The organism is Streptomyces sp. LUP30 (assembly GCF_001746365.1).
GTDB lineage: Bacteria > Actinomycetota > Actinomycetes > Streptomycetales > Streptomycetaceae > Streptomyces.
The window spans coordinates 173,881-196,407 of record NZ_MJAJ01000004.1; the positions used below are offsets into that span (position 1 = coordinate 173,881).

General features: G+C 69.5%; 10 protein-coding genes, 3 tRNA genes and 2 pseudogenes. 10 read left to right on the forward strand and 5 right to left on the reverse strand.

What is annotated here, in order from left to right; translation table 11 throughout:
* Positions 1 to 144 precede the first annotated feature (144 nt).
* Positions 145 to 1,599, reverse strand: coding sequence for an FGGY-family carbohydrate kinase (locus BG482_RS05820; protein WP_069767767.1), 1,455 nt, complete (start codon positions 1,597 to 1,599; stop codon positions 145 to 147).
* Between the two features lie 225 nt (positions 1,600 to 1,824).
* Positions 1,825 to 2,130, reverse strand: a complete 306-nt coding sequence (locus BG482_RS05825) for a hypothetical protein (RefSeq protein ID WP_069767768.1) — start codon at positions 2,128 to 2,130, stop codon at positions 1,825 to 1,827.
* 159 nt (positions 2,131 to 2,289) lie between these two features.
* Here BG482_RS05825 and BG482_RS05830 point away from each other — a divergent pair.
* From BG482_RS05830 to BG482_RS05845, 4 genes are all read left to right on the forward strand, one after another.
* Positions 2,290 to 2,362 (forward strand) — tRNA-Asn (locus BG482_RS05830).
* Positions 2,363 to 2,367: 5 nt separating this feature from the next.
* A tRNA-Asn gene (locus BG482_RS05835) sits at positions 2,368 to 2,440 on the forward strand.
* Between the two features lie 180 nt (positions 2,441 to 2,620).
* Positions 2,621 to 2,694 (forward strand) — tRNA-Ile (locus BG482_RS05840).
* Between the two features lie 651 nt (positions 2,695 to 3,345).
* Positions 3,346 to 3,636, forward strand: coding sequence for a helix-turn-helix transcriptional regulator (locus BG482_RS05845; RefSeq protein ID WP_107450380.1), 291 nt, complete (start codon positions 3,346 to 3,348; stop codon positions 3,634 to 3,636).
* 70 nt (positions 3,637 to 3,706) lie between these two features.
* On the opposite strand, the gene BG482_RS05850 is transcribed toward BG482_RS05845, so the two are convergent.
* Positions 3,707 to 4,762, reverse strand: coding sequence for a DUF1775 domain-containing protein (locus BG482_RS05850; RefSeq protein WP_370745752.1), 1,056 nt, complete (start codon positions 4,760 to 4,762; stop codon positions 3,707 to 3,709).
* Positions 4,763 to 4,930: 168 nt separating this feature from the next.
* Here BG482_RS05850 and BG482_RS05855 point away from each other — a divergent pair, with 168 nt between their 5' ends.
* Both BG482_RS05855 and BG482_RS05860 read left to right on the forward strand, forming a co-directional pair.
* Positions 4,931 to 5,341, forward strand: coding sequence for a hypothetical protein (locus tag BG482_RS05855; protein ID WP_069767770.1), 411 nt, complete (start codon positions 4,931 to 4,933; stop codon positions 5,339 to 5,341).
* Positions 5,342 to 6,134: 793 nt separating this feature from the next.
* A complete protein-coding gene (locus BG482_RS05860; RefSeq protein ID WP_069767771.1) occupies positions 6,135 to 6,869 on the forward strand; it encodes a response regulator transcription factor in 735 nt (244 codons plus the stop codon).
* A 202-nt stretch (positions 6,870 to 7,071) separates the two neighbouring features.
* Here BG482_RS05860 and BG482_RS46055 read toward each other — a convergent pair whose 3' ends face one another.
* Entirely contained in the window at positions 7,072 to 7,287 is a 216-nt protein-coding gene (locus BG482_RS46055) for a hypothetical protein (RefSeq protein WP_069767772.1), read from the reverse strand.
* Between BG482_RS46055 and BG482_RS46060 the strand changes: the two are divergent.
* From BG482_RS46060 to BG482_RS40610, 3 genes and pseudogenes are all read left to right on the forward strand, one after another.
* A pseudogene (locus BG482_RS46060) lies at positions 7,262 to 7,465 on the forward strand (two-component sensor histidine kinase); the annotation flags it as partial. The gene BG482_RS46055 and the pseudogene BG482_RS46060 overlap by 26 nt on opposite strands.
* A gap of 178 nt (positions 7,466 to 7,643) precedes the next feature.
* A complete protein-coding gene (locus BG482_RS46065; protein ID WP_069767774.1) occupies positions 7,644 to 8,312 on the forward strand; it encodes a HAMP domain-containing sensor histidine kinase in 669 nt (222 codons plus the stop codon).
* 462 nt (positions 8,313 to 8,774) lie between these two features.
* Positions 8,775 to 8,960: pseudogene (locus BG482_RS40610) on the forward strand (DUF1080 domain-containing protein); the annotation flags it as partial.
* Positions 8,961 to 9,728: 768 nt separating this feature from the next.
* Here BG482_RS40610 and BG482_RS05880 read toward each other — a convergent pair.
* Entirely contained in the window at positions 9,729 to 13,655 is a 3,927-nt protein-coding gene (locus BG482_RS05880; RefSeq protein WP_141746545.1) for a LamG domain-containing protein, read from the reverse strand.
* A gap of 350 nt (positions 13,656 to 14,005) precedes the next feature.
* Here BG482_RS05880 and BG482_RS05885 point away from each other — a divergent pair, with 350 nt between their 5' ends.
* Positions 14,006 to 22,507 (forward strand): ricin-type beta-trefoil lectin domain protein, encoded by an 8,502-nt coding sequence (locus BG482_RS05885; RefSeq protein ID WP_069767776.1) that lies wholly within the window; start codon positions 14,006 to 14,008, stop codon positions 22,505 to 22,507.
* Positions 22,508 to 22,527: the final 20 nt, after the last annotated feature.

The following is a 22,527-nucleotide window of genomic DNA, read 5'->3' on the forward strand; positions in this document are numbered from 1 at the left end:
CGGTGCCCCCGACGCTCCCCCGCCACCCCAGTGCTCCCGATGCTCCCCCACCACCCCAGTGCTCCCGATGCACAGGGCGCACCCGCGGGCCGGTGAGCCCACCGGACAAGCCCGTTCCAGGGCGAGCCCGCCAGGACGAGCCCGCTAGACGCGGAACGCGCCCGGATGGGTCTGCTCGCGGACCGAGACGAACTGCTGCCGCACCGCCTGCCCCACGGCCAGCTCCTCGCCCGGGTCCAGAACCTGCGCAGCCGCCCCCTGCCAGGCCGGCGGGGTCCGCGGATCCAGCGTGCCCTGCGAGGCCCCCAGCGCCCACGCGGCCTGCCGGGCCGCCCCGATCGCCGCGTAGTCCGCGGGCTGCGGCACGACCACCTGGGCCCCGAACAGCGCGGGCGCCGCCGCCTGCACCGCCGGCAGCTCCGCCGCGGCCCCGAGCAGGAAGATCCGCCGGACGTCCACGCCCCGGCCGCGCAGCACGTCCAGCGCGTCCGCGAGCCCGCACAGCATGCCCTCGAACGCGGCCCGCGCGAAGTGCTCGGGCTTCATCGACTCGCGCCGCAGTCCGGCCAGCGTCCCGGCGGTGTGCGGCAGGTTCGGGGTCCGCTCGCCCTCCAGATAGGGCAGCATGACGAGGCCGTGCGACCCCGGCGTCGACTTCATCGCGAGATCCGACAGCGCCTCCAGATCGGGCGCTCCCACCAGCTCGGCGGCTCCGCGCAGGGTCCGCACCGCGTTCAGCGTGGTGACGACGGGCAGGTGCATCCCCGTCGCGTCGGCCAGGGAGGTGATCATCCCGCTCTGGTCGACCAGCGCCTCGGGGTGCACGGCCATCACGGAACCGGAGGCTCCGAGGGACACGACCGCGTCGCCCCGCCCGATGCCCAGCCCCAGGGCCGCGGCCATCGTCTCGCCCGTCCCGGCGGAGATCAGCAGCCCCTCGGGTGTCGTGCCGGCCGCGTCGGACGGCCCGATCACCTCGGGCAGCATCGCCTGGTGACCCAGCGCCAGCTCCATGAGATCAGGCCGATAACCGCCCGTGGCGGCCGACCAGTAGCCCGTCCCGGAGGCCCCTCCGCGATCGGTGGTCCGTCTCACGGGCCGCCCGAGCAGCTGCCACACCAGCCAGTCGTGGGCCTGCAGCAGCACCGTGGTCCGTGCGGCGGCCTCGGGCTCGTTCTTGGCCAGCCAGCGCAGCTTCGTCACCGGCTGCGCGGCCTGCGGCACACACCCCACGGCCTGCGCCCACGCCTCGCGCCCGCCGAGCGCGTCGAGCAGGTCCGCCGCCGCGACCTGGGCCCGCTTGTCCCCGCCGACCATCGCCGGACGCACGGTGTTGCCCTGAGAGTCCAGGGGCACGACGGCGTTCTGCTGTGAGGACACACCGATGGCCTGCACCCCCTCCAGCAGGCCGCCGCCCGCGGCCTCGCCCAGGGACAGCAGCCAGGCCTGCGGATCGACGTCGGAGGGCCGCCCGCCGCCCTCGGCGCCTTCCACCGGATGCGGCGCGTATCCCTGCCGGAGCACGGCTCCGGTGTCCGCGTCGCAGACGACGATACGAGTGAAATCGGGCGAACTGTCCAACCCGGCGACTATCCCCATGGCGAAAATTCTGCCGCACTCTCCGCTCGACTCTGGCCGTCGGGCACCGCCCGGGTGACGGGCGTCCGGCGGGTGCGCGTGTGTCGTGCCTGGTGACGCAGCTCGCCGCGCCCCCCGAGTCCGCTGGGGGCGCGGCGTTTCCGTGTCGAAAAGGACTGCGAATGCGGACGCGGAACCCGGAGGGCGACGGTCCGGCCGTCCGGCCGTCTGAGCCGGATGCCGCTGCTAGGTGTTGCTGCTGCCCCAGTCGTCGTCCCCGCCGTTGTGGGCGCTGCGCTCCTTCAGCGAGCGCACCCGGCTGGACACCGACTCGGGCATCTTGTCGCCGACCTTCTCGCTGACCGCGTGGTACGCCTTGCCCGCGTACTGCCGGCCCTGGTGGGCGGCGGTCTCGGCGGTGTTGCGCACGGCGGGGTTCTGCGCGACCTGCCGGGCGGACTTCTTCAACTGCTCGTAGCGCTCGCGCCCGGCACGCGTGCCCAGTACGTAACCCAGAGCCAGTCCGACGACGAACGTGAGCTTGTAGCGCATGACTGCCACCCTTCCCTCGTGTAGGTCCCTGGCACGACGGCGGCGCCGGGGGGAACCGATTGGCGGAGCACCCCCCTGCTTGCGCTAATGTATGTGTCGCAGCGAGCGAGCGCCCCCTGGCGAATACCCAGGTAGCCACGTTCGATGCAAACGAGGCATTCCCCTGTAGCTCAATTGGCAGAGCAGCCGGCTGTTAACCGGCAGGTTACTGGTTCGAGTCCAGTCGGGGGAGCTCGGTCCCCTGTAGCTCAATTGGCAGAGCAGCCGGCTGTTAACCGGCAGGTTACTGGTTCGAGTCCAGTCGGGGGAGCATCGTGAACGAGGACCCCATGGGGGTCCTTTTTCATGTGGTGTCACGCCGGCGGGAACCGTGCAGGCCAGAGGCGCTGTCCTCATGGTCGTGGCACGGCCGACCAGCCGGAGCGTGAGATCGTATGAGCGGCTATGCTGCGGCAGACGGCGCGCACACGTGTACGCGACACGCCGCTATGGGGCGGTAGCTCAGCCGGTTAGAGCAGCGGACTCATAATCCGTCGGCCGTGGGTTCGAGTCCCACCCGCCCCACTGTGCAGGGCTCTGACCTGCAGAAACGTCTCATCGAGGGCGCGGATTCAGGACTTTGGCCCAACGGACTGAATCCGCTGCTCGCGATTTCAACGGCGATGCGGTGATCCACAGTTGGGCGCTTCGTTGACCTGCGGTCATGCCTCGTGCGGTTGCTCTCGCGGGCTGGAGCGGACGGTCTGATCGGCGGGCGAGGGCGGTATTCGGGACGCTGATGGGACGCAGGGAATCGGAAGTGGCTGCGTCAGGCCCATCCTGTCGACGCCGGCCAGTGGGAGACAGCGGAAGGCGGCGTCAGTGGCGGCGGACCGGGGTGCTCCACACTTTTGGAGCGCAGGGCCGTTCTCCGTGACTGGCTGAAACGGCCCGTGCTGAAACGGCCCAGCGGGTCGGCGGTCAAGGTCGGACCCCGTGCGGAGCAGGGCCTCATCGTCGACCTACCAGTAGCCGGATCACCTTCGCTCCGCTCCTCGCATGCCCGCCGGTGGATGCGTACCACCCGCGGGAGGCGTTATTCAGCGGGCTTGAGGCATTCCCGCCGATTGGCGGCGCGGCCCCAGCCCGTCGGCCGGAGAGGTTCGGCAGGTCGGCCGGGGACCTTCGGAAAGGCGCGGGGTGATCCGTGGCGGGTGTTCGGTAAGACCTGAAGACATGACGCAGAACGCAACGCTTGGTGCGCCGACGGAGGCACCGCGTGAGCTTGAGGTGGATCGCTCCCCCCGCACCCGCCGGAACACCTTCTCCGCGGCTGATCGGTGTGACGCGTCCCGGACTGCGGTCAGTCAGCATCTGGCGAAGCTGCGTCTGGCGGGGCTGGTGGAGACGTGGCGCGACGGGCGGCACGTCTATTACAGCCTGCGTGACGGGCATCTGCGGCGGCTGGTGACGGAGGCGCTCAGCCACGCCGATCGCCGGGTCAGTGGGCAGGCTCCGCACGACTGAGAGGCGCTCAGCCAGAGCCGGGCCGATCCCGTCGGCAGAGGCCGTGGGACCAGCCCGGCTCCAGAGGGGCTTATGTGGACGCGGCCCCCCGGCGGCGGACGAGATAGACCGCGCCGCCCGCCACGATGACCACCGCGAGGCCGATGCCCGCCCAGGCGTCGGCCGACAGACCGTCGTCGTCCTTGTCGTCAGCCTTGGCAGCGGGAGACGCCGTCGCGGTCGTCTCATTGGCAGTGGGCGAGGGAGAGGCCGACCCGGTGGCGTCGGCTGACGGGCTCGCAGGCTTGTCGCCCGGTGCGGCGGCCTTCAGCTTCAGGACGGGCGCCGGGTTCTCGCCGTTCTCGGACAGCTCGATCCAGCGGTCGGTGCGGCCGTCGCTGTAGGTCTGCAGCGTCTTGAACGCCAGCTCCCTTGCGTCGGGGAGCTGCTTGGCGACGACGGAGTACTCGGCGTTCTCGCCGGTCTTCACCGCCGGGCCCACGACCGTGCAGCCGTCGTCGCCGGCGGTGAACTTCCAGCCCTTGGGGCCCTCGCCGTAGGTGACGTCGGCGGGGGTGATGCCTTCGAGCAGGACGACGCGGATCTTGGTGATGCCAGCCGTGTCGGACTCCGACTCGGCCTCGAACTTGATCTCGGCGTTCAGGGCGAGGGCCTGCGCACGCTCGGACTCGACCTCGACGTGTGCGGCGGCCGGGCCGGCGGTGAGGAAGAGCATGGCGGCGGCCGCCCCGGTCAGCAGGGTCAGGCGGCGGGCGGTGCGCTGCTTGTTCGTGACACGGAGCATGGATGTCTCCAGGCGTGGGGGAGCATGGGGCGGCTCAACAGTCGTCCCGGCAAGGTCGAATGGCGTGAGTGAACCCATCCGGGGAGGACCCCTCCGTACCACCACGTTGGCGAGCACCACCCCTGCGCGCGGCGGTGGTTCCGGCCGGGCGCGTACGGGAATGGGCACGCTCGTCTCCGGCAGCGCCGCGCGTTCGGTGAGCGGCGTCCAAGCCGTGGCGACGCGCACGCCCACCGCGTCGGCCGCGGTCGTCAGGCCGCGCGCCAGCGCCCAGCACGTGGCGTCCGCGCGGTGCAACAGCACGGCGACCAGAACCGCCGCGAGCGCGTGCGCAGCCGTCATCGTCACAAGGCAGCGTGGTGTGGCGAAAGGTTGGCAGTCTGCTGGTCTGCCTCTCTCCGTTTGCTGGGCTGTCTCTCTACAGCGGGTTCCTAGGGTCGTTGTCATCCCCCGGAGGCCCGGTTCCACCGCCTTCGAACCCGCGAGACCCCAGTGTTTGGAGACACCCTGATGCGTGCTCTGCCCCGTCGTGCTGTGCTTGCCGCTCCCTGCGCCGCGTTGATGTTCGCTCTGGTCGCCTGCGGCGGATCCGAGTCCGGCTCCGACTCCAAGGCTGCGGACACCCAGCAGCAGGCCCAGAGCGCGGGCGGTGCCGAGGCCGGAGGTGAAGCAGCTGGCGACACCGACGACAAGAAGGAGCCGCCGCTGACCGGTGACATCAAGCAGAAGGCCGAGGCCGCCGCGATCGCCGCGTACCCGGGCACCGTCGTGAAGTCCGAGGAAGACGCGGAGAAGCCCGGCATGTACGCGGTGGAGGTCAAGCAGGCCGACGGCACCTCGATCGAGGCCTACCTCGACAAGTCCTACAAGGTCACCGACACCAAGAAGGAAGGCACCGAGGAGGCCGACGACGCCAGCTGACGGCCACGGCCCGAGCCGCTGGAAGGGAGAATCCGATGCCATCCGAACGCGAGCAAGTGTCCGCTGCCTCCCTCCCAGACGCCGAGCAGACAGCAATCCTCGATGCGGTGCCCGTCACACCGGCGTCGCGAGGCTACGAGGACCGCTTGGCGGACGACGCCTTTGACTACCCCTCTTCCTCGGCCGCGCTGCCGGCGAGACGGACACCGCGTCGCGGGTGGCGACGGAGGGGCGAGGCCGTGCAGGATCCAAGGCACGGGACGCTGGCGGCTGGTGGCAGGTGGCCGGCCTGCACCGGTCGGTTCTGATGGCCGCTGCCGCGCTGGTTGTTCTGGGCGGCTTCGGTTCGCGCTGTCGTCCGTCAGCGAGACGGTCTCCTCCAATCCCACCCCGGGGGGCACCGCTCAGGTCTCCGCTCCAAGGTCACCGACCGCGCAGCCGCTCCCGCCTGACCCCGCGGCTACCCCCGAGTCGCCCGGCGGGGCCGCAGGCACCGCCGCTGTGCCCACGCCCACGCAGACGAGCTCGTCGCCGGGCACCAGCGAGGACCGGGGTCGCGACGAGGACCATGGGCGGGAGGAACAAGGACGCGAGGACGGCGACGACGCCGACGACTGACTCCCCGGTCGGCGCCGCCGACGTCCCGCCACCGCCGTCCGGCCGACGCCGTCCTCCCGCCCCTGTCGGCCGGACGGCACACCCTTGTCCGGCATCGTCCCGTACGTCTCCCCTCCTCAGGCGGCTTCCTGTGAACCCTTCAACTCGCCTGGCACAGCTGTGCGAGCCTGGCGCCATGCGGCTGCTGCTCATCGAAGACGACGACCGAATCGCCGGCCCCCTCACCGAGGGCCTGGGACGCTACGGATTCACCGTGGATCACGTCCGCACCGGCGCTGCGGGCCTGGCCAACACCACAGCCGCGCCGGACCTGGTCCTGCTCGATCTCGGTCTGCCCGACATGGACGGCCTGGACGTCTGCCGCAGCCTGCGCGCCCGCTCTGCCGTCCCCATCATCATGATCACGGCCCGGGGAGAGGAGGCTGACCGCATCGTCGGCCTCGAACTCGGCGCCGACGACTACCTCGCCAAGCCCTTCGGCGTACGGGAGCTGATCGCCCGCATCCGGGCCGTCACCCGGTGCGCGGGAGCCCCCGCCTATGCGCCGACCGAGCCCGCCGACGTGCCGCAGGCGCAGCAACCGGCTGCCGGCGCCCAGGCGCTGGGGCCGCTGGCCATCAACCGCCGCACCCGCGAGGTCCACCTCAATGACCGGGACGTCGCCCTGACACCCCGGGAGTTCGACCTGCTCGCTTTCCTCGCAGACGATCCCGGGACGGTGCACTCCCGCCAGCAGATCATGGACAGCGTGTGGGACCCGCACTTCTTCGGCCCCACCAAGACCCTCGACGCCCACGTGGCAGCCCTGCGCCGCAAGCTCGGCGATCCGGGCTGGATCACCACCGCCCGCGGCGTCGGCTTCCGCCTGACCGTTCCCGGCGACCACACCGTCTCCGAGGAGACCGGATGACCCGCCGCCTGCTGCTCAGCTACCTCGCCCTGGCCGTACTGGTACTCGCCGGGCTGGAGGTCCCGCTCGGCTTCATCTACGCACGAGGGGAGACCTCCCGCGCCTCCCAGAGCGTTGAACGCGACGCGTCCATGCTCGCAGAGGTCACCGAAGAGAACATCGAGAAAGGCCAGTTCGGCGCGCTGCCGGACGTCGTCGGCGACTACGCCGAACGCACCGGCGGCCACGTCGTCGTCACCGACAAGCAGGGCGTCGTCCTGGCCGACTCCGACCCCGCCGGCCCCACCGGCATCAGCATCGCCGCGCAGCCGGACATCGCCCGCGCCCTGCGCAACCAGCCCACCGTCACCACGGCGACCGACACCGCGGGCCGGGACGTCCTGTCGGCCACCATGCCCGGCGCCTCGGGCACCACCATCCGCGGCGCCCTGCGCCTGACCTACCCGCTGGACCACGTCAGCACCCGGGTGCACCGGATCTGGGGCGCGCTCGCGCTCGCCGGGGCCTGCATCCTCGCGCTGGTCGCGCTGGTCGCGTTCAGCCTGGCCCGGTGGATCACCCGCCCCCTGCGCACCCTGGAAGCCGCGACCGCCCAGCTCGCCGAGGGACAGCTCACCCACCCGCCCGACGCCACCACCGGACCCACCCGAACTGCGCCGCCTCGCTGCCTCCTTCACTCACACCGCCGCCCGGCTGCAGCACCTGCTCAAGGCCCAGCAGGCGTTCGCCTCGGAAGCCTCCCACCAGCTGAAAACCCCGCTGACCGGGCTGCGGTTGCGGCTGGAAAACTTCGAGCCCTACCTCGACCCGCGCGCTCACGGCAGCCTGGAGGAAGCCGTCGGCGAGGTCGAACGCCTCGGCCGGATGGTTCAGGGGCTCCTTGCCCTGGCCCGCCTGGAGAACACCGCCACCACCCCCGAACCCGTCGACCTCGACGCCGTCGTCGCCGAACGGGTCGCGATGTGGGAACCGCTGGCCGCAGAGCAGTACGTCACCCTCGACATCACCGGCCCTCCCGCCGGCCCCGTGTGGGCGATCCCCGGCGCCCTGGAGCAGATCATCGACAACCTCCTCGCCAACGCCCTGCGCGTCTCCCCGCCCAGCACCACCATCACCCTGCACCGCACCCCCGGCACCGAACTCCACATCATCGACCAGGGCCCCGGCATGAACGACGCCGACCGCGCACGCGCCTTCGACCGCTTCTGGCGTTCTTCCGACTCCCACCACGACGGCACCGGCCTCGGCCTGCCCATCGTCCGCCACCTCGTGGACGCCTCCGGCGGTTCCATCTCCCTTCACCCCGCTCCCGGCACCGGCCTCGATGCCCGCATCCACCTGCGGCCCGTGACCGCGCGCCCGCGTGGACCGCGCCCGGGCGGGGAAGACTTCGCCTCCCGCCGTGCCCTCAGCCGGGAAACGCAGACAGCCGGTCGCGGGTGAGATCGTGCAGGGCACGGTCAGATCCCGAAGGACGAAGCGGCTGGACCGCACCTTCAGTCTGTGGCGCGGCGTAGGCGGCGGCAGCTTCGCTCTGGTCGACGGCGCCATCGTCACCCAGCCCGGCGGCAGCGAACTGGGCCTCCTCTACTACGCCCGCCAGTCCTTCAGCGACTTCGTCCTGCGACCGCAGTTCCGCATCGCAGAGGTCCAGGTCCGGAATCTTCGTACGCTCCCGCGACCCGCGACAGCCCGTCCCCGACCGGGCCGACCCCACCCGCCTGATCCCGTACAACAACCAGCACTGGGCTCGCCGTCGACACCGGCTTCGAGATCCAGATCGACGAGACCGCGGCACCCGACGGACAGGACATGCACCGCACCGGAGCCGTCTACGGGATCGCCGTACCCGTCGGCCAGGCCTACCAACGGCCCGCCCCGCTGATCCCCTGACAGTGGACGGACTACGAGATCGAGGTCCGCGGCGACACGTACACCGTGCGCCTGAACGGAACCCAGACCTCCCTGTTCACCAACGCGGACACATGGCGCGGAAAGCCGGCCACCGCAGACCCGGCTTCGGGCTTCATCGGCCTTCAGGCCCACACCGGCAAGGTCGCCTTCCGGAACATCCGCATCAAAGAACTCTGACGAGCACCCCGGCCGGCGCGGCAGCCCCTCCAACTACGCTCGCCCTAGACGTTTGGCTCATGACTGCGGCCATAGAGGCTCTGCCCCCCACCCATGGGGCAGAGCCCCTGCGCGTTGGAAGGGAGATCCGCTGCGCGCGACTTCGAGACCCGTTTCCGAGCTGGCGCAATCCGCTCGACGGCCCGGTGTCTCCGGCCGTCCGGGGCGGTGTCGGGACGCAGTCGGGACACAAGCACAGGAACAGACCGACAAAGACGAAGGGATGCCGACACGTCCCACCCATTCTGACCTGCGAAAACGTCATGAACGAGCGTGGACGGGCAAGGACCGCCAAGATCCTCGAAGGACTCATAATCCGTCGGCCGTGGGTTCGAGTCCCACCCGCCCCACTTGTGCAGGCTTCTGACCTGCGGAAACGTCTCTCCTGAGGTTTCGGAACGTCAACTCGGGCTCATCGGACTGCATCCGCTGCTCGCGAGTACAACGATGCTCCGACCGGAGGTCGTCGCTCTGCACTGACCTGCGTAAACGGGTTAGACGGGATCTGTAGCAGCGACCCGAACCAGCATCCGAGGGCGAAATCGGGGACGCTGTGAGGACGCAGGGATCGCGACAGGTTGTCTGCGAGCCGCCTTTGCCGAGACGACTGCAACAGGCGCAGCGGGCGCTGCTTATCCGCCAGCATCGCCTCAGTGGAGGCCGTGGCACGACGGGGGCCCGCCCCGGTCAAGCCGGGACGGGCCATGGGCGGAGCGCCGAGCGTGCGGCTCAGTCGAGCTGGGCGACCTTGGGGCTGTCGCCCGTGGCCGACGCGTCGGCTGGGGGCAGGGCGGTGGGGTAGATGCGGATGTTGCTGATGGCCGCGTTGGCGTACTCGCCGTAGGCACTGGAGGAGAGCTTGCGGCCGATCTGGAGGGGGCCGGTGGCGTTCCAGGGGGTGTAGGTCCAGTCCCTGGTGGCGGTGAGCCTGCCGTTGACGTACAGGCGGATCTCCTTGGCGGTGGCGTCGTAGACGCCGACCAGGTGGGTCCACTGACCGGTCGTGGCCTTGCTGCCGTAGGCGGCTCGCCATACGGCACCGGAGGCGTCGGTGCTGTGCCGGCCGAAGGCCCAGGCCTGGGCACCGGAGGAGTAGTACAGCTGGAAGCCGTTGTTGGTGGTGCCGTTCTGGGAGACGAACGTGCTGTTGACGGAGAGCGAGTTGAGCTTGACCCAGGCGGAGACCGTGAAGCTCTTCGAGGTGTCCATGGCGGGCGCCGTGGTGGCGCCGTATCCGGTGGTGCCGTTCAGGCTGAGGAACTTGCCCCGGGTGGTGTCGGCGCCCCAGGTGTAGGCGCCGGACAGGGTGGCGCCCAGGGCGCCGGTGCTGTCGGTGGTGGTGGTGCCGGCGCCTTCGGCGAGCTGCCACCAGTGGGTGGCGGTGTCCGTCACCGAGCCCAGGGAGACCGGCGCAGCGAAGTCGTAGGTGGGCGGGGAGGTGAGGACGGGGCTCTGCCGGTAGTTGTACTCGATGAGCTGACCGGACGTGTCGACGGTGTAGAGATCGGGAAGCCCGTCCGGACCTCCGGGGTCGGTTGCGCCGATCTTGACGGGGCTGTTGAGGTCGCCGGGTGAGGCGACGACGGGGTAGGAGGCAGGTGGCAGGGTGAGCCGCAGGCTGGTGTGGATGGTGGGGTGGAGCAGGGACGGCACCAGGGTGCTGGTGTCGACGGTGATCGGGTAGCTGTAGAGCTCGCCGGTTGCGTTGTCGCGGGACCACAGGACGGGGCTGCTCTTGAAGGTGCCCGCCGCGATCAGCGTCTGGCCCGTCCAGTCGCCGTCGCCGAGCAGGATCGGGTTCTTCAGGTGGTAGCCGCCGTCGGACTGGTAGATCCACAGTTCTTTGTTCTCGACGGTGATCACGGCCGGGTAGTCGTTGGTGTTGCCGAAAACGTTGCCCGGCGTGATGAGCTGGCTGATGTTCCAGCTCTGGCTGTTGTAGTCGGTGCCGCGGCAGCGCGTGTCGTCCGCCACGATGTCGGACGGTGCGCAAGCGTCCTTGGCGATGACGTCGAACCGTCTGCCGATGAAGCCGCCGAACGTGGAGTACGGGCTCCTCGGGAAGGACGCGTCGTCGACCGGGTCCTGGTCGTTCTTGACGACGTAGAGCTGCTTGCTCGTCTTGTTGTACGCGAAGAGGTCGTCGACGTTTGTGCCGTGCAGGTTGCCGCGGTGGGCGATGAGGTAGTTGTTCCAGCCGGTGCCGTCGGGTGAGTCGGCGGCGGTGGCCACGGTGACCGGGCCGGTGACGGCCGGCGGGGTGCCGGTGACGGGGCCGCTCGGGACCGGGTCGGTGTTCTGGGCGGGGTCGCTGTTGCCCGGGACGAGGTTGAGGTCGCCGGTCTTGGTGGTGGCGAGCAGGTCGGGAACGCCGTCGCCGGAGATGTCACCGGGCTTGATCGTGGTGGCCGGGTTCCAGGGGATGGTGAAGGTGTAGCCGGAGGGAGCGGTGGAGATGTTGCCGGCCTTGTCGACGCCGGCCACGTACAGGGTGTGTACGCCCCAGTCGCGGATCGGGACAGGGATGGTGGCGGTGGACCTGCCCTGGCTGTCGGTGCCGGTGATCGTGGTGCTCTGGCCGTCGGCGGCGGTGGGCGGGGAGTCGAGTTGCCACAGGAAGGAGTCCATGCCGCTGGACTTGCAGGGGCCGGGGACACAGCTGGTGTCGGCTGCCGGGCTGTCTGCGCCGGCCACGGTGAAGTTCGTGGTCTTGCCCGGGCCGGCGTAGACCACCGGGTCGGCGGGACCGGAACCGACTGGAGGGAACGACGCGTTGCCGGTCACCTCCGGAGTTGCCGGTGCCGTGAAGTCGGTGGAGAACCAGCAGTGGTCGGATGTCGTGGACTTCAGGTCGGAGACCGAGTCGTCCTCGGCGTAGACATCCCAGCCGTACTGGTGGCCGTCCTTCAAAGTGGCGCCGATCTTCACCGCCGCGTCGGTGCCGGAGGCGAGGAAGGCGCTGGTCGGGGTCGATACGTCGGCCCCACTGCCGTCGCCGTCCGGATCGACCGTGCGGTCCCAGACGTGGTAGTGCGCCTTGACGTTCTCGCCGGACATCTGGGTGGTGACGGTGGAGTGCAGGGTGATGTTGCTGCCGGCATCCGAGTAGGTGGTGGCGCCGATCCAGCCCACGCCGCTCGTGGTGCAGGCGGCCGACGCGCCGGTGGCGGCCGGGGTGATGTGGAGATTGGACGGTACGGCGGGTGGGATGTCGAACTTGGTGGTGAGGGTCAGCGTGGTCGACAGGCGCAGATAGTCGTCGTTGCCGGAGGTCTGCGACTCGTTTCCGTACAGGCCTATGGTCCAGGTGTTGGTGCCGGCGCCGAAGGTGCCGGCCGCGTCATAGCCGTCCCCGTCCTGGTCGGCGATCTTCTGGGCCTGGTCGGTGACGTGGAAGGTGGCGGTGCTGTTGCTGCAGGAGCTGTTGGAGTTGGCGCCGCTGGGCACGGTGTCGGTCACCGGCGGAAAGGCGGTGTCGTGGACGCCGGGCCGTGACAGCCAGTCGGTGCTGGAGCTGATCGCATTCGTGGTGTGGAGTGTGAGGGGCTGGTTCTGGCTGCAGTCCCAGCTGGCCGCGTAGGTGGTGGAGATCTTCACGTAGGCGTCGTAAACGACGAACGCCGGGTGCAGTCCGCTGGTGTTGATCGCCCAGTACGAGCGCTCCAGGCCGATACCGCAGACGCCGCCCCATCGCTGATAGCCCGCGCCCTGGCCGTTGGTCTGTGCCTTGTCGTACTGCGGTGAGTTGCTGCACGTCGAGCTGGAGTAGACCTCGGTGTAATGACCGGCGGTGGAGGACACCGGGTTGGTGTACGGGTCGATGTACACCGGATAGGCGGTGTCCGGGGCAGTGAGCATGCCGGCGTCCGGGATCAGCGTCAGGGCCTTGTTCGTGGCGGTCATGCCCACGGGCTTGGTGTCGGCTCCGGGCCCGGGACCGTCCACGGAGGACGTCAAGCCGGCGGCCGGACCGGCCTCGTGGGAGGCGACGGGCGTCGAGCCGGAGTCCCACATCAGAGGCTGGGGGCTCGTGTAGGCCAGATCGCCGTCCAAGGCGGTGGCGCTCATGCTGTCGGACGAGGTGGTGGTCAGGGTGAGGCCCTGGGCGGCGGTGGCCAAGGTGAGCTTCTGCAGCTGGGGGTTGGCTGCGGCCTCGGCGTCGTGGACGATCAGGACGTCGCTGAAACCGCCTTGGTCTGTGACGGACACCGACAGATCCACCCCCGGCAGCACAGAGGCGTACAGCGCGGTGTCACCGCTGACGTCCGGCTTCGGCAGAGTGAACGGCAGGGTGAGGGCCATGCTGGGCCCGTCGGCGTGGTTGAGGGTGACCAGAGGGCCGTCGCCGCCGCCGGAGAGGATGACCCCGTTCGGTGTGGCTCTGGGCGTGTACCTACCGTGGCCGTCCGGGACCAGGGTGCCGTCCACCTGGGTCCAGACGCCGTCCTTGAGGACCCGGGTCGGCAGCGCGCTCGTGGTGTTGGCGAAGGTGCCGTCCGGAAGTGCCTCGGTGGTGGAGACCTCTGTGGTGAGGGCGTCGACGGGGACTGGTCGTCCGGTGGACATGGCCTGGCTCTGTGCGGCCAGCAGCGGATCCGCCGGGGTGGGCGCGAAGTCGTCGGCTGTGGCGGGCAGCACGGGCAAAGCCGTGAACAAGCCGAGTACGGTGGCGAAGAGGGCCAGACGATGAGTCGAGGCACTACGTCTGCGACCGGCGCGTATCGGTGGTCTGAACACGTGGCGAGCTTCCTTCGGTTCGCGGGCAGCGGGGTGGGGGAAGCCCGATTGCCACTCGGCAGTGATCAATTTCGGCACAGAAAATACACACGCTCTGCCAAGTAGAGGCACGGTCTTGTCATCGAGATGGCAAAGGGTCTTGAGTCGCGATCATGGCCGAACCTAGCCTCCGCTCGATCACTCGCACGTGTGGTCTGGCGATGTGACGGTCTCTCAAGGCCGTGTTCCGGGGGGTACGCGTGAGTGGCAGACGGCGATGGTTCGCGGGCGTGTGGCATCGAAGATTCCTGAGTGGGCTGGGACCCTGGACGATTCCTGTCGCCCTCTTCGCGCTGCTCCTGCCGGCGGCGATCGCCACGGGCTTCGGCACCCCGGGATTCCTTCCCGGACACAGGGCCGACGGCGACGACGGGTTCGGCCACCACGGAGGCTTCCGCTTCGACGGTGAGGTCTGGAACCCCAAGAATCTCCCCGCGCCCCTGACCGTCGGGCATCACGCCCTGCGGAAGAAGACCCCCCACCCCGAGGGCGCCGGCGCACTGGGTACTTATCGGGCGCGCGGGCCTCAGTGGCCTAAGGCGGGCACCGCCACCGTCGCCTTGGGCGCCCACGGTGCGGCGAAGCCGGTCAAGGCCGGTGAACTGCCGGTCTGGGTGACACAGGCCGACGACAGACACCCTGTCGGCGAGGTCCGCGTACAGACCGCCTCCCACGCGCAGACGCTCAGGGCAGGCGCCAACGGCATGCTGCTGGGCATCACACCGTCCGGCGCGGCCACCGCAGGCGGCCGGGTGCGCGTGGTCGTCGACTACGCCGCGATCGCCAAGGCATACGGCGGCGGCTACGGCTCACGGCTGCAGCTGGTGCAGTTGCCGGCATGCGCGCTGACCACCCCGCAGCGGGCCGAATGCCAGAAGCGCACCCCGATCGCGTTCACCAACCGCCCCACCGCCGAACAGCTGACGGCGACCGTCACCCTGGCCTCACCCGACACCGAGCCCGCGCCCGAGAAGGCAGAGGTCCCCGAACAGACGAAAGGCCCCGACCAGGCAGCTACCGCGGACGGCCCGCAGACGATGTCGGTCCGCACCGCGCCCCTGGCGGCGACCGCCACGACAGGCACCACGGCGCTGGCGGTCACCTCTGGCACCTCGGGCTCCCAGGGCGACTACGGCGCCACCACGCTGTCGGCCGCCGGCACCTGGCAGGCCTCCGCCACCGGCTCGTTCACCTACGCCTACCCGATCTCGGTGCCCTCCGCGGTCGGTGGCAACGCGCCGTCCGTCGGCCTGAGCTACGACTCGCAGACCGTCGACGGCGAGACCACCGCCCGCAACTCCCAGGCCTCGTGGGTCGGGGACGGCTGGAGCTACCAGGTCGGTTCCGTGGAGCGCGCCTACCGCAAGTGCGGCTCCCTCCTCGACTCCGGTGGAGACAAGATCCTCAAGGGCTCCGGCGACGAATGCTGGGGCGGGGACAACGCCACGCTGTCCTTCGGCGCGCACTCCGGAGTACTGGTGCCGGACGGCGTGGACTCCAGCGTGACCGGGGAGATCAGGCAGTGGCGGTTGCAGGGCGACGACGGCACCCTCGTACAGGAATTGTCCGGAGCCGACAACGGCCTGCACGACGGCGTCTACTACCGGGTCCTGACCACGGATGGCACAGCCGCCTACTTCGGCGCCGACCATTCCCCGAACGGTGCGGGCACCGCTGCCACCATGCCCGCGAACCCCGCCGACCCCTCCACGCACTCCGCCTGGGGCGTCCCCGTCCTGCACCCGCAAGCGACGGACCCCTGCTACGACAGCGCCAAGGGGAAGGCGTCCCAGTGCGACAAGCCGGAGGGCTGGCGCTGGAACCTCGACTTCGTGGTGTCGCCGGCCGGATTCGTGCAGCGGTACGACTACACCACCGAGTCCAACTACTACGATCTCGGCGGCGGTCAAGCGGGCGAGTCGACCGACCCGGACGACACAGGCACTCTCACCTCGTACACCCGCGGCGGCGCGCTGACGCTGCTCTCGTACGGATACACGCTGGCCGATGAGCAGGCCGGGCGTACTCCGGCAGCCGAGGTGGACTTCGGCCTGGCCCAGCGGTGCCAGACCACTTCCACGTTCACCGACTGCTCCGCGTCCAACCTGAAGGACTCCACGGCGACGCACTGGCCCGACGTGCCGTGGGACCTCCACTGCGACTCGACGGACAAGACCAAGCTCCCGGACGGCGCCACGACTGTCCCCGACGACGTGTGCATCACGTCAGGGCCCAGCTTCTGGACCACCACGCGGCTGGACTCCATCACCACCAAGGTTCACGTGAAGGCGACCGACCAGCTCACCGCGGTCGACTCGTACAAGCTGGGCCAGATCTACTCTGACGCGGGCGGCACGGTCGACCCCGTCACCGGTACCACGGTGGACCCGAAGGACGCCGGGATGCTGCAGGCCGTGATGTGGCTGCAGTCCATCCGGCACACCGGAAAGGACACCTACGGCAACGGCAACAGCGATATCACGCTGAACCAGGCGTCGTTCACCGGCACCGAGATCGACAACCGGGTCAACGACGACTCCCCGTCCGCCCCTCCGCTGTATCGGCCGCGCATCTCGAGCGTGCAGACCGAGACCGGTGAGTCGATCGCAGTCGAGTACAACTCGGCTCCGTGTGCGGGCAGATCGCTCTCCATCACCAAGGCGGACAGCAACTCCAACTCCTGCTATCCCGTCTATTGGACTGTGCCCGGCGCCTCCAAGCCGGTCGCCGACTGGTTCAACAAGGTCACGGTCGACAGCGTGGCCGTGTCCGACCTGACCATCGCGGGCCAGTACAAGCCGGATGCACAGAACAACCCGGCGGGTTCCGAGACCCAGATCTCCCGCTACAGCTACTCCGGCCCGGCCTGGCATCGCGACGACTCGGCGCTGACCGACGACCAATACCGGACCTGGGACCAGTTCCGCGGCTTCCGCACCGTCACCGTGCAGACCGGCCAGAGCCCCGAGCCCGTCACTCAGCGGACCACCACCTACCTGCAGGGCATGGACGGCGACTACAAGGCCGACGGCAGTCGCCGCTCCGTCACCGTCGACGCCAAGGTCGGCGGCAGCACCGTGCTGAGCGTGACCGACTCGGGCCAGTTGTCCGGCAGCATGCTCGAGGACGACACCTACACCCAGGCCGGCGGCACCGTCGACGCCGTCAGCGTCAACGGCCCGTTCACCTTCACCACCACAGCCTCCTCCCACCAGACGCCCTGGACGGACTGGACTCAGGAGGACAACCCTGGCGAGACCGAGCCGACGTTGTCCACCCTGCCCGACCTCACCGCGCACCGGATCAAGTCCGGCAGCTCGCTCAAGTACGAACTCAACGCCAACGGGGCTTGGCGGCACACAAAGACAGACACGGCGTACGACAGTCAGGGCCGCCTGTCCTCCGTCAACCAGCACGGTGACGGCGTCGACCCGAAGCAGGAGAAGTGCACCACCACGACCTACGCGACGCCGCCGTCCGGTAACTCGATGGCCCTGGCCTACCCGGCCCAGGTCACCGCCGTCAGCGGCCCGTGCGGCACCGCACCGAGCGCCACCACGCTCCTGGCCGACAAGAAGCTCTACTACGACGGTGACGGCAGCCTCACGAATCTGGGAACCTTCGGGCAGCTCGAGCAGACCGGGAGCACGGCGATCGGTCGGGTCACCGCCGTGCGCACGGCCACCGGCTACACCGGTACCACGGAGAACTGGCAGACCAACTCGGCGATGAAGTACGACGGCGCCGGGCGGATCACCGACACCCTGGACGTCACCGGGCAGAACACCCATACGGACTTCACCCCTCCCTGGGCCTCGACCGGCGGTAACACCAACCCCACCGGCATTACCACCACCAACTCCAAGAACTGGACGGTCACTTCCTCCCTCGACCCGCTGCGCGGACTGTCCACCGAGAACGTCGATGCCAACGGTCGCAAGACCGACATGACCTACGACGCGCTCGGCAGGCGCACCGCGGTGTGGCTGCCCGGCCGGGACAAGGCAGCCGGCCAGAGCGCGGACCGCACGTTCGAGTACTCCATCAACCCCGGTGCCGTACCCGCGCCCGGAGACACGATCACCCAGCCCGGCGCACCGACGTCGGTCACCTCCAAGACGCTGCGCGAGGACGGCACGTACGCCACCTCCATCACGATCTACGACGGCATGCTGCAGCCGCGACAGAGCCAGTCCACCGCGATGGGCGACTCCAACTCCGGCCGCGTCATCTCGGACACCTTCTACGATTCGCACGGCTGGCAGGTCGCCGCCTACGCGCCGTACTCCGAGCCGAACAACTTCCCCTCGGCCACGCTGTACGCGGCGAACGAGAACCAGATCCCCTCGGAGACCACCACCACGTACGACGGTCAGGGCCGACCCCTCAAGGGGACTCTCTGGCACCAGGCCGTCGAGCAGTGGCACACCTCTGTCAGCTACCCGGGGGCCGACGAGGTCGACACCACGGCGCCTGCCGGGGGCCGTTCCACCGCCTCCTTCACCAACGCCATCGGTCAGACCACCAGCACCTTGGTGAAGAACACCGGCTCCACGGTCACCCTGCCCGGCGGCTCGGTGATCCCCTCGGGAACCTCGCTGACCTCCGACAGCGTGCGTTTGACCATGCAGGCGGACGGCAACCTCGTGCTCTCCGCCCTGGCTACCGGCGCGACCATCTGGTCCTCCGGCACCGGCGGTCACCCCGGTGCCTGGGCCAGGTTCGGCACCGACGGCAACCTGGTCGTCTACAGCACGGCCGCGGCCCAGCTGTGGACGACCGGCCTGACGGCCACCACCGGCGCCACCTTCCAGGTGTGCAACGACTCCACGGTGGCCGTCGTCGCCTCCGGCGGCTCCGCGCTGTGGAAGCAGGGCACGGCCAACGCCGTCCCGGCGGCCGACGCCACCACCCGCTACACCTACACCCCCGCCGGCCAGATCGACTCGATCAAGGACAGTGCGGGCAACACCTGGTCGTACACGTACAACCTGCTGGGCCAGAAGACCTCTCAGACCGACCCCAACGTCGGCAAGACCACGTTCGACAAGTACGACGTGACCGGCAACCTGCTGCAGACCACCGACGCGCGCGGCCAGGCGCTGTCCTTCACCTACGACTGGGACAACCGCCCCATCGCCGAGTACGCCGCCGCGTGGTCCGCCACACCGGACCCGTCCAAGCTGCTGGTGTCCCATGTGTACGACACGCTGGAGAAGGGCTACGCGACCTCGGCCACCCGTTACGTCGGGGGCGCCTCGGGGACGGCGTACACCCAGGCCGTCACCGGTTACAACACGGCCTACCAGCCGCTCGGAACCACACTGACGATCCCGGCAGCCGACGGCTTCGCCGCCGCCGGGCAGAGCAGCGCGCCCACGTCCGGCACCGTCACGTACACCTCCACGGCCCGCTACACCCCGAACGTCGGCCTGCTCTCCACCGCGCACTACCAGGCGGACGGCGACCTGCCCGCCGAGGACATCGACTACGGCTACACCCAGCAGGGCAACCTCGACGGCATCGGCGGTTTCATCAACTCCGCCAACACGCCCGCCTACCTGGACACCGCCGTCCACGACGCGTTCGGCCGTGTGGTGCAGGCCAACTACGGCCCCACCGGCAAGGAACTGGCGACCTTCGCCCAGTACGACGCCACCACCGGGCGCGTCACCCAGACCAGCAGCATGGTGCAGACCTCGGCCACGGCCCTGGACGTCGTCAACCTGCGCTACAACCAGGTCGGCGAACTCACCGCGACCGACGACCTGCAGAACAACACGGCGCACGACACCCAATGCTTCACCTACGACTCCTTCCAGCGGCTGACCGCCGCCTGGACGGACACCGGGGGCATCACCGATCCCACGGCGGCCACGGTCGGCGCCGTCGGCGGCTGCAACACCGCGCGGGTGCAGACGACCACCACGGCCCCCATCACGGCCACCACCGTCGGCGGACCCGCCCCGTACTGGCAGACCTACACCTACGACCAGCTCGGCGACCGTACCGGCACGGTCAACCACGACACCACCGGCAACGCGCTCAGTGACATCACGCAGAGCATCGCCTACCCGGGCGTCAACGGCACGGTGCCCGCCACGCTGCCCGACCAGGCGGGGACGGCCACCCTCACCAACCCGGGCGGAACCGCGACCATCACGTCGACGTACGCCGACCCCGCCTACGGCAACGTGAACGCGGGCGACACCATGAGCCGGAAGGTGACGACCACCGGCCCGCTGTCCACCGGCTTCACGATCTCCGGCGGCGGGAAGCGGTGCGTCGACGACGCGGGCGCGTCCACCACCGCGGGCACGAAGGTGCAGGTCAACACCTGCAACGGGGCCACCAGCGAGAAGTGGACGGTCGGCACCGACGGCACGGTGAAGGTCCTCGGCATGTGCCTGGACACCTCCGGCAACGCGACGGCCTCGGGCACCCTCGTCGTGATCGACACCTGCAAGACCGATGCCACCCAGAAGTGGAAGGTCACCACCACCGGCACCCTGGTCAACAACGCCAACAGCGCGGTGTGCCTGACCGACCCGGGAGCCTCCGCCACCAACGGCACCCAGCTGACCATCGCCACCTGCGGCGGCAGCGGCCAGACCTGGACGAGCGCCGGCACCGGCGCGATACCGGCGGGTCAGACCCAGACCTTCACCTACGACGCCGAAGGCCACACCGCCACCGTCGCCACGACCTCCGGTACCCACACGAACACCAGCAAGTACCTGTACGACGCCAAGGGCGGCCTGCTGGAACAGACCGCCGCGGTCGACGGCGTGGACAAGACCCGCGTCCTCTACCTCTTCGGCGGCACCGAGCAGATCACCCTCAACGTCGCTGCCAAGACCTGGACCGGCCTGCGCAACATCACAGGTCCGGACGGCACCACCGTGACCCGGTCCAGCACCGGCACGGTCACCTACCAGGTCGCCAACGGTCAGGGCACCGCCCTGACCGCCGTCAACGCAGCCACGCTGGCCGTCACCCGCCGCTCCTTCGACCCCTGGGGCAACCCGCGCGGTACCAAGCCCGGTTCCTGGGTGGCACCGGACGAGAACCACGGCTTCCTCGGCCAGCCCGCCGACCCCGTGACCGGCCTCGACCTGCTCGGCGCCCGCAACTACGACCCCGTCATCGGCCGCTTCCTCACCCCGGACCCGATCTTCCAGGCCGGCGACCCCAACCAGATGGGCGGCTACACCTACGCCGCCGACAACCCCGCCAGCAGCAGCGATCCCACGGGTTTCGACGACTGGTACAACGACCCGTCCATGAACAAGTGCGTCATCGACTGCGGTCCGACGCCGTCCCCGTCCCCGGCGCCCGCGCCCACCAGCACCTCCAGTGGCGGCGGCGGCGGAAGCTCCGCCCCGCAGCCCTCTCCTGGCCTCACGCCCCCCGCGACACCGCCCGATCCGAACGCCCACGACCTCCTCTACAGCAGCATCGTGGACATCGGTCTGGCCATCCGCTCCCTGTCCGTCTGCGAGTTCTGGCTCACGGGAAGCGGAGCGGACCACGACCAGGCCTGCCAGATCGCGGGCGGCGTCGTCTCCGGCGGAGGCATGGAAGGCAGCGGCATCGGGGCTCTCGAGCGCGGTGCGGTGGGCGAAGGTGAAAGCGCGCTGGTCAACACGGCCAGAGGCGGAGCCGACGCCGACGCGGCGGCCGCGGCCGGCGCGGGCGCCAAGGCCGTCGACGAAGCAGCGTCCGACGCGGCGGACCTGGCGGCGCTGAAGCGGGCGAACGCGCAGGAGCATGCCGCGGAGACGAACGCGAGAGCGGCCAGGCCGAGCGAGCCGGAAGCAGGCAACGCCGGCACGAAGCCCGCCGAATCGGCAGCCCGCTGCAGCTTCTCCCCTGACACGCCCGTCCTCATGGCCGGGGGAAAGACCAAGGAGATCGGCAAGATCAAGGTCGGCGACAAGGTCGAATCAGCCGATCAGAAGACGGGCAAGCATGTCGGTTCGCGCGCCGTCAAACACGTGTGGATCAACCACGACCACGACCTGCTCGACGTCACCATCCGTACCAAGGACGGCCGCAGCGCCACCATCCACACCACCGCCAACCACCCCTTCTGGGACGACACCGCACACACCTGGGTCCCTGCCGGCGGGCTACACCGCGGAGACAGCCTCAACACCCCCGGCGCTCGCCACGCCCACGTCCTGGCCACCCACCCCACACCCGGTACCGCCTATCGCTGGAACCTCACCGTCCAGGAACTCCACACGTACTATGTCGTGGCCGGCGGTGTTCCGATCTTGGTGCACAACGTCGATGCGACCTGCCCGCTCAACGACCCCTCGTCGGAGGGTGCCCAGGTTGCCACGAAGGCGCGAATGGAAAACGGTATCGCCGCCGGGAGGAATGTGGCAGTCTATCGCATCGGATCCAGGGATGAGGCGCGCTATATCGCAGCGGCGAATCAGGGAAACCTACACTCCGAGCGCGTTCTCGACGCCTACGTGGACAAGCAAGGAATTTCCCCTGAAGACGTCACGGCCATCTATTCGGAGCGTCAACCATGTTCTTCTCTTCCGAATCTCTGTGGTGCAAGAATTGGGCGATACACTTCGGCACGCAATGATATTCAGTGGAGTCTAAACCCGGACGGCCCTGGCTATAGCGGATACAATAAGGCCCGTATTCGTGATGCGATGGAAGGGTATTCTCCTGGCTCCGGCGTCCCAGACTATGAGTGGGTCGGAAACTAGGCTGATGATATGGCTCCTGC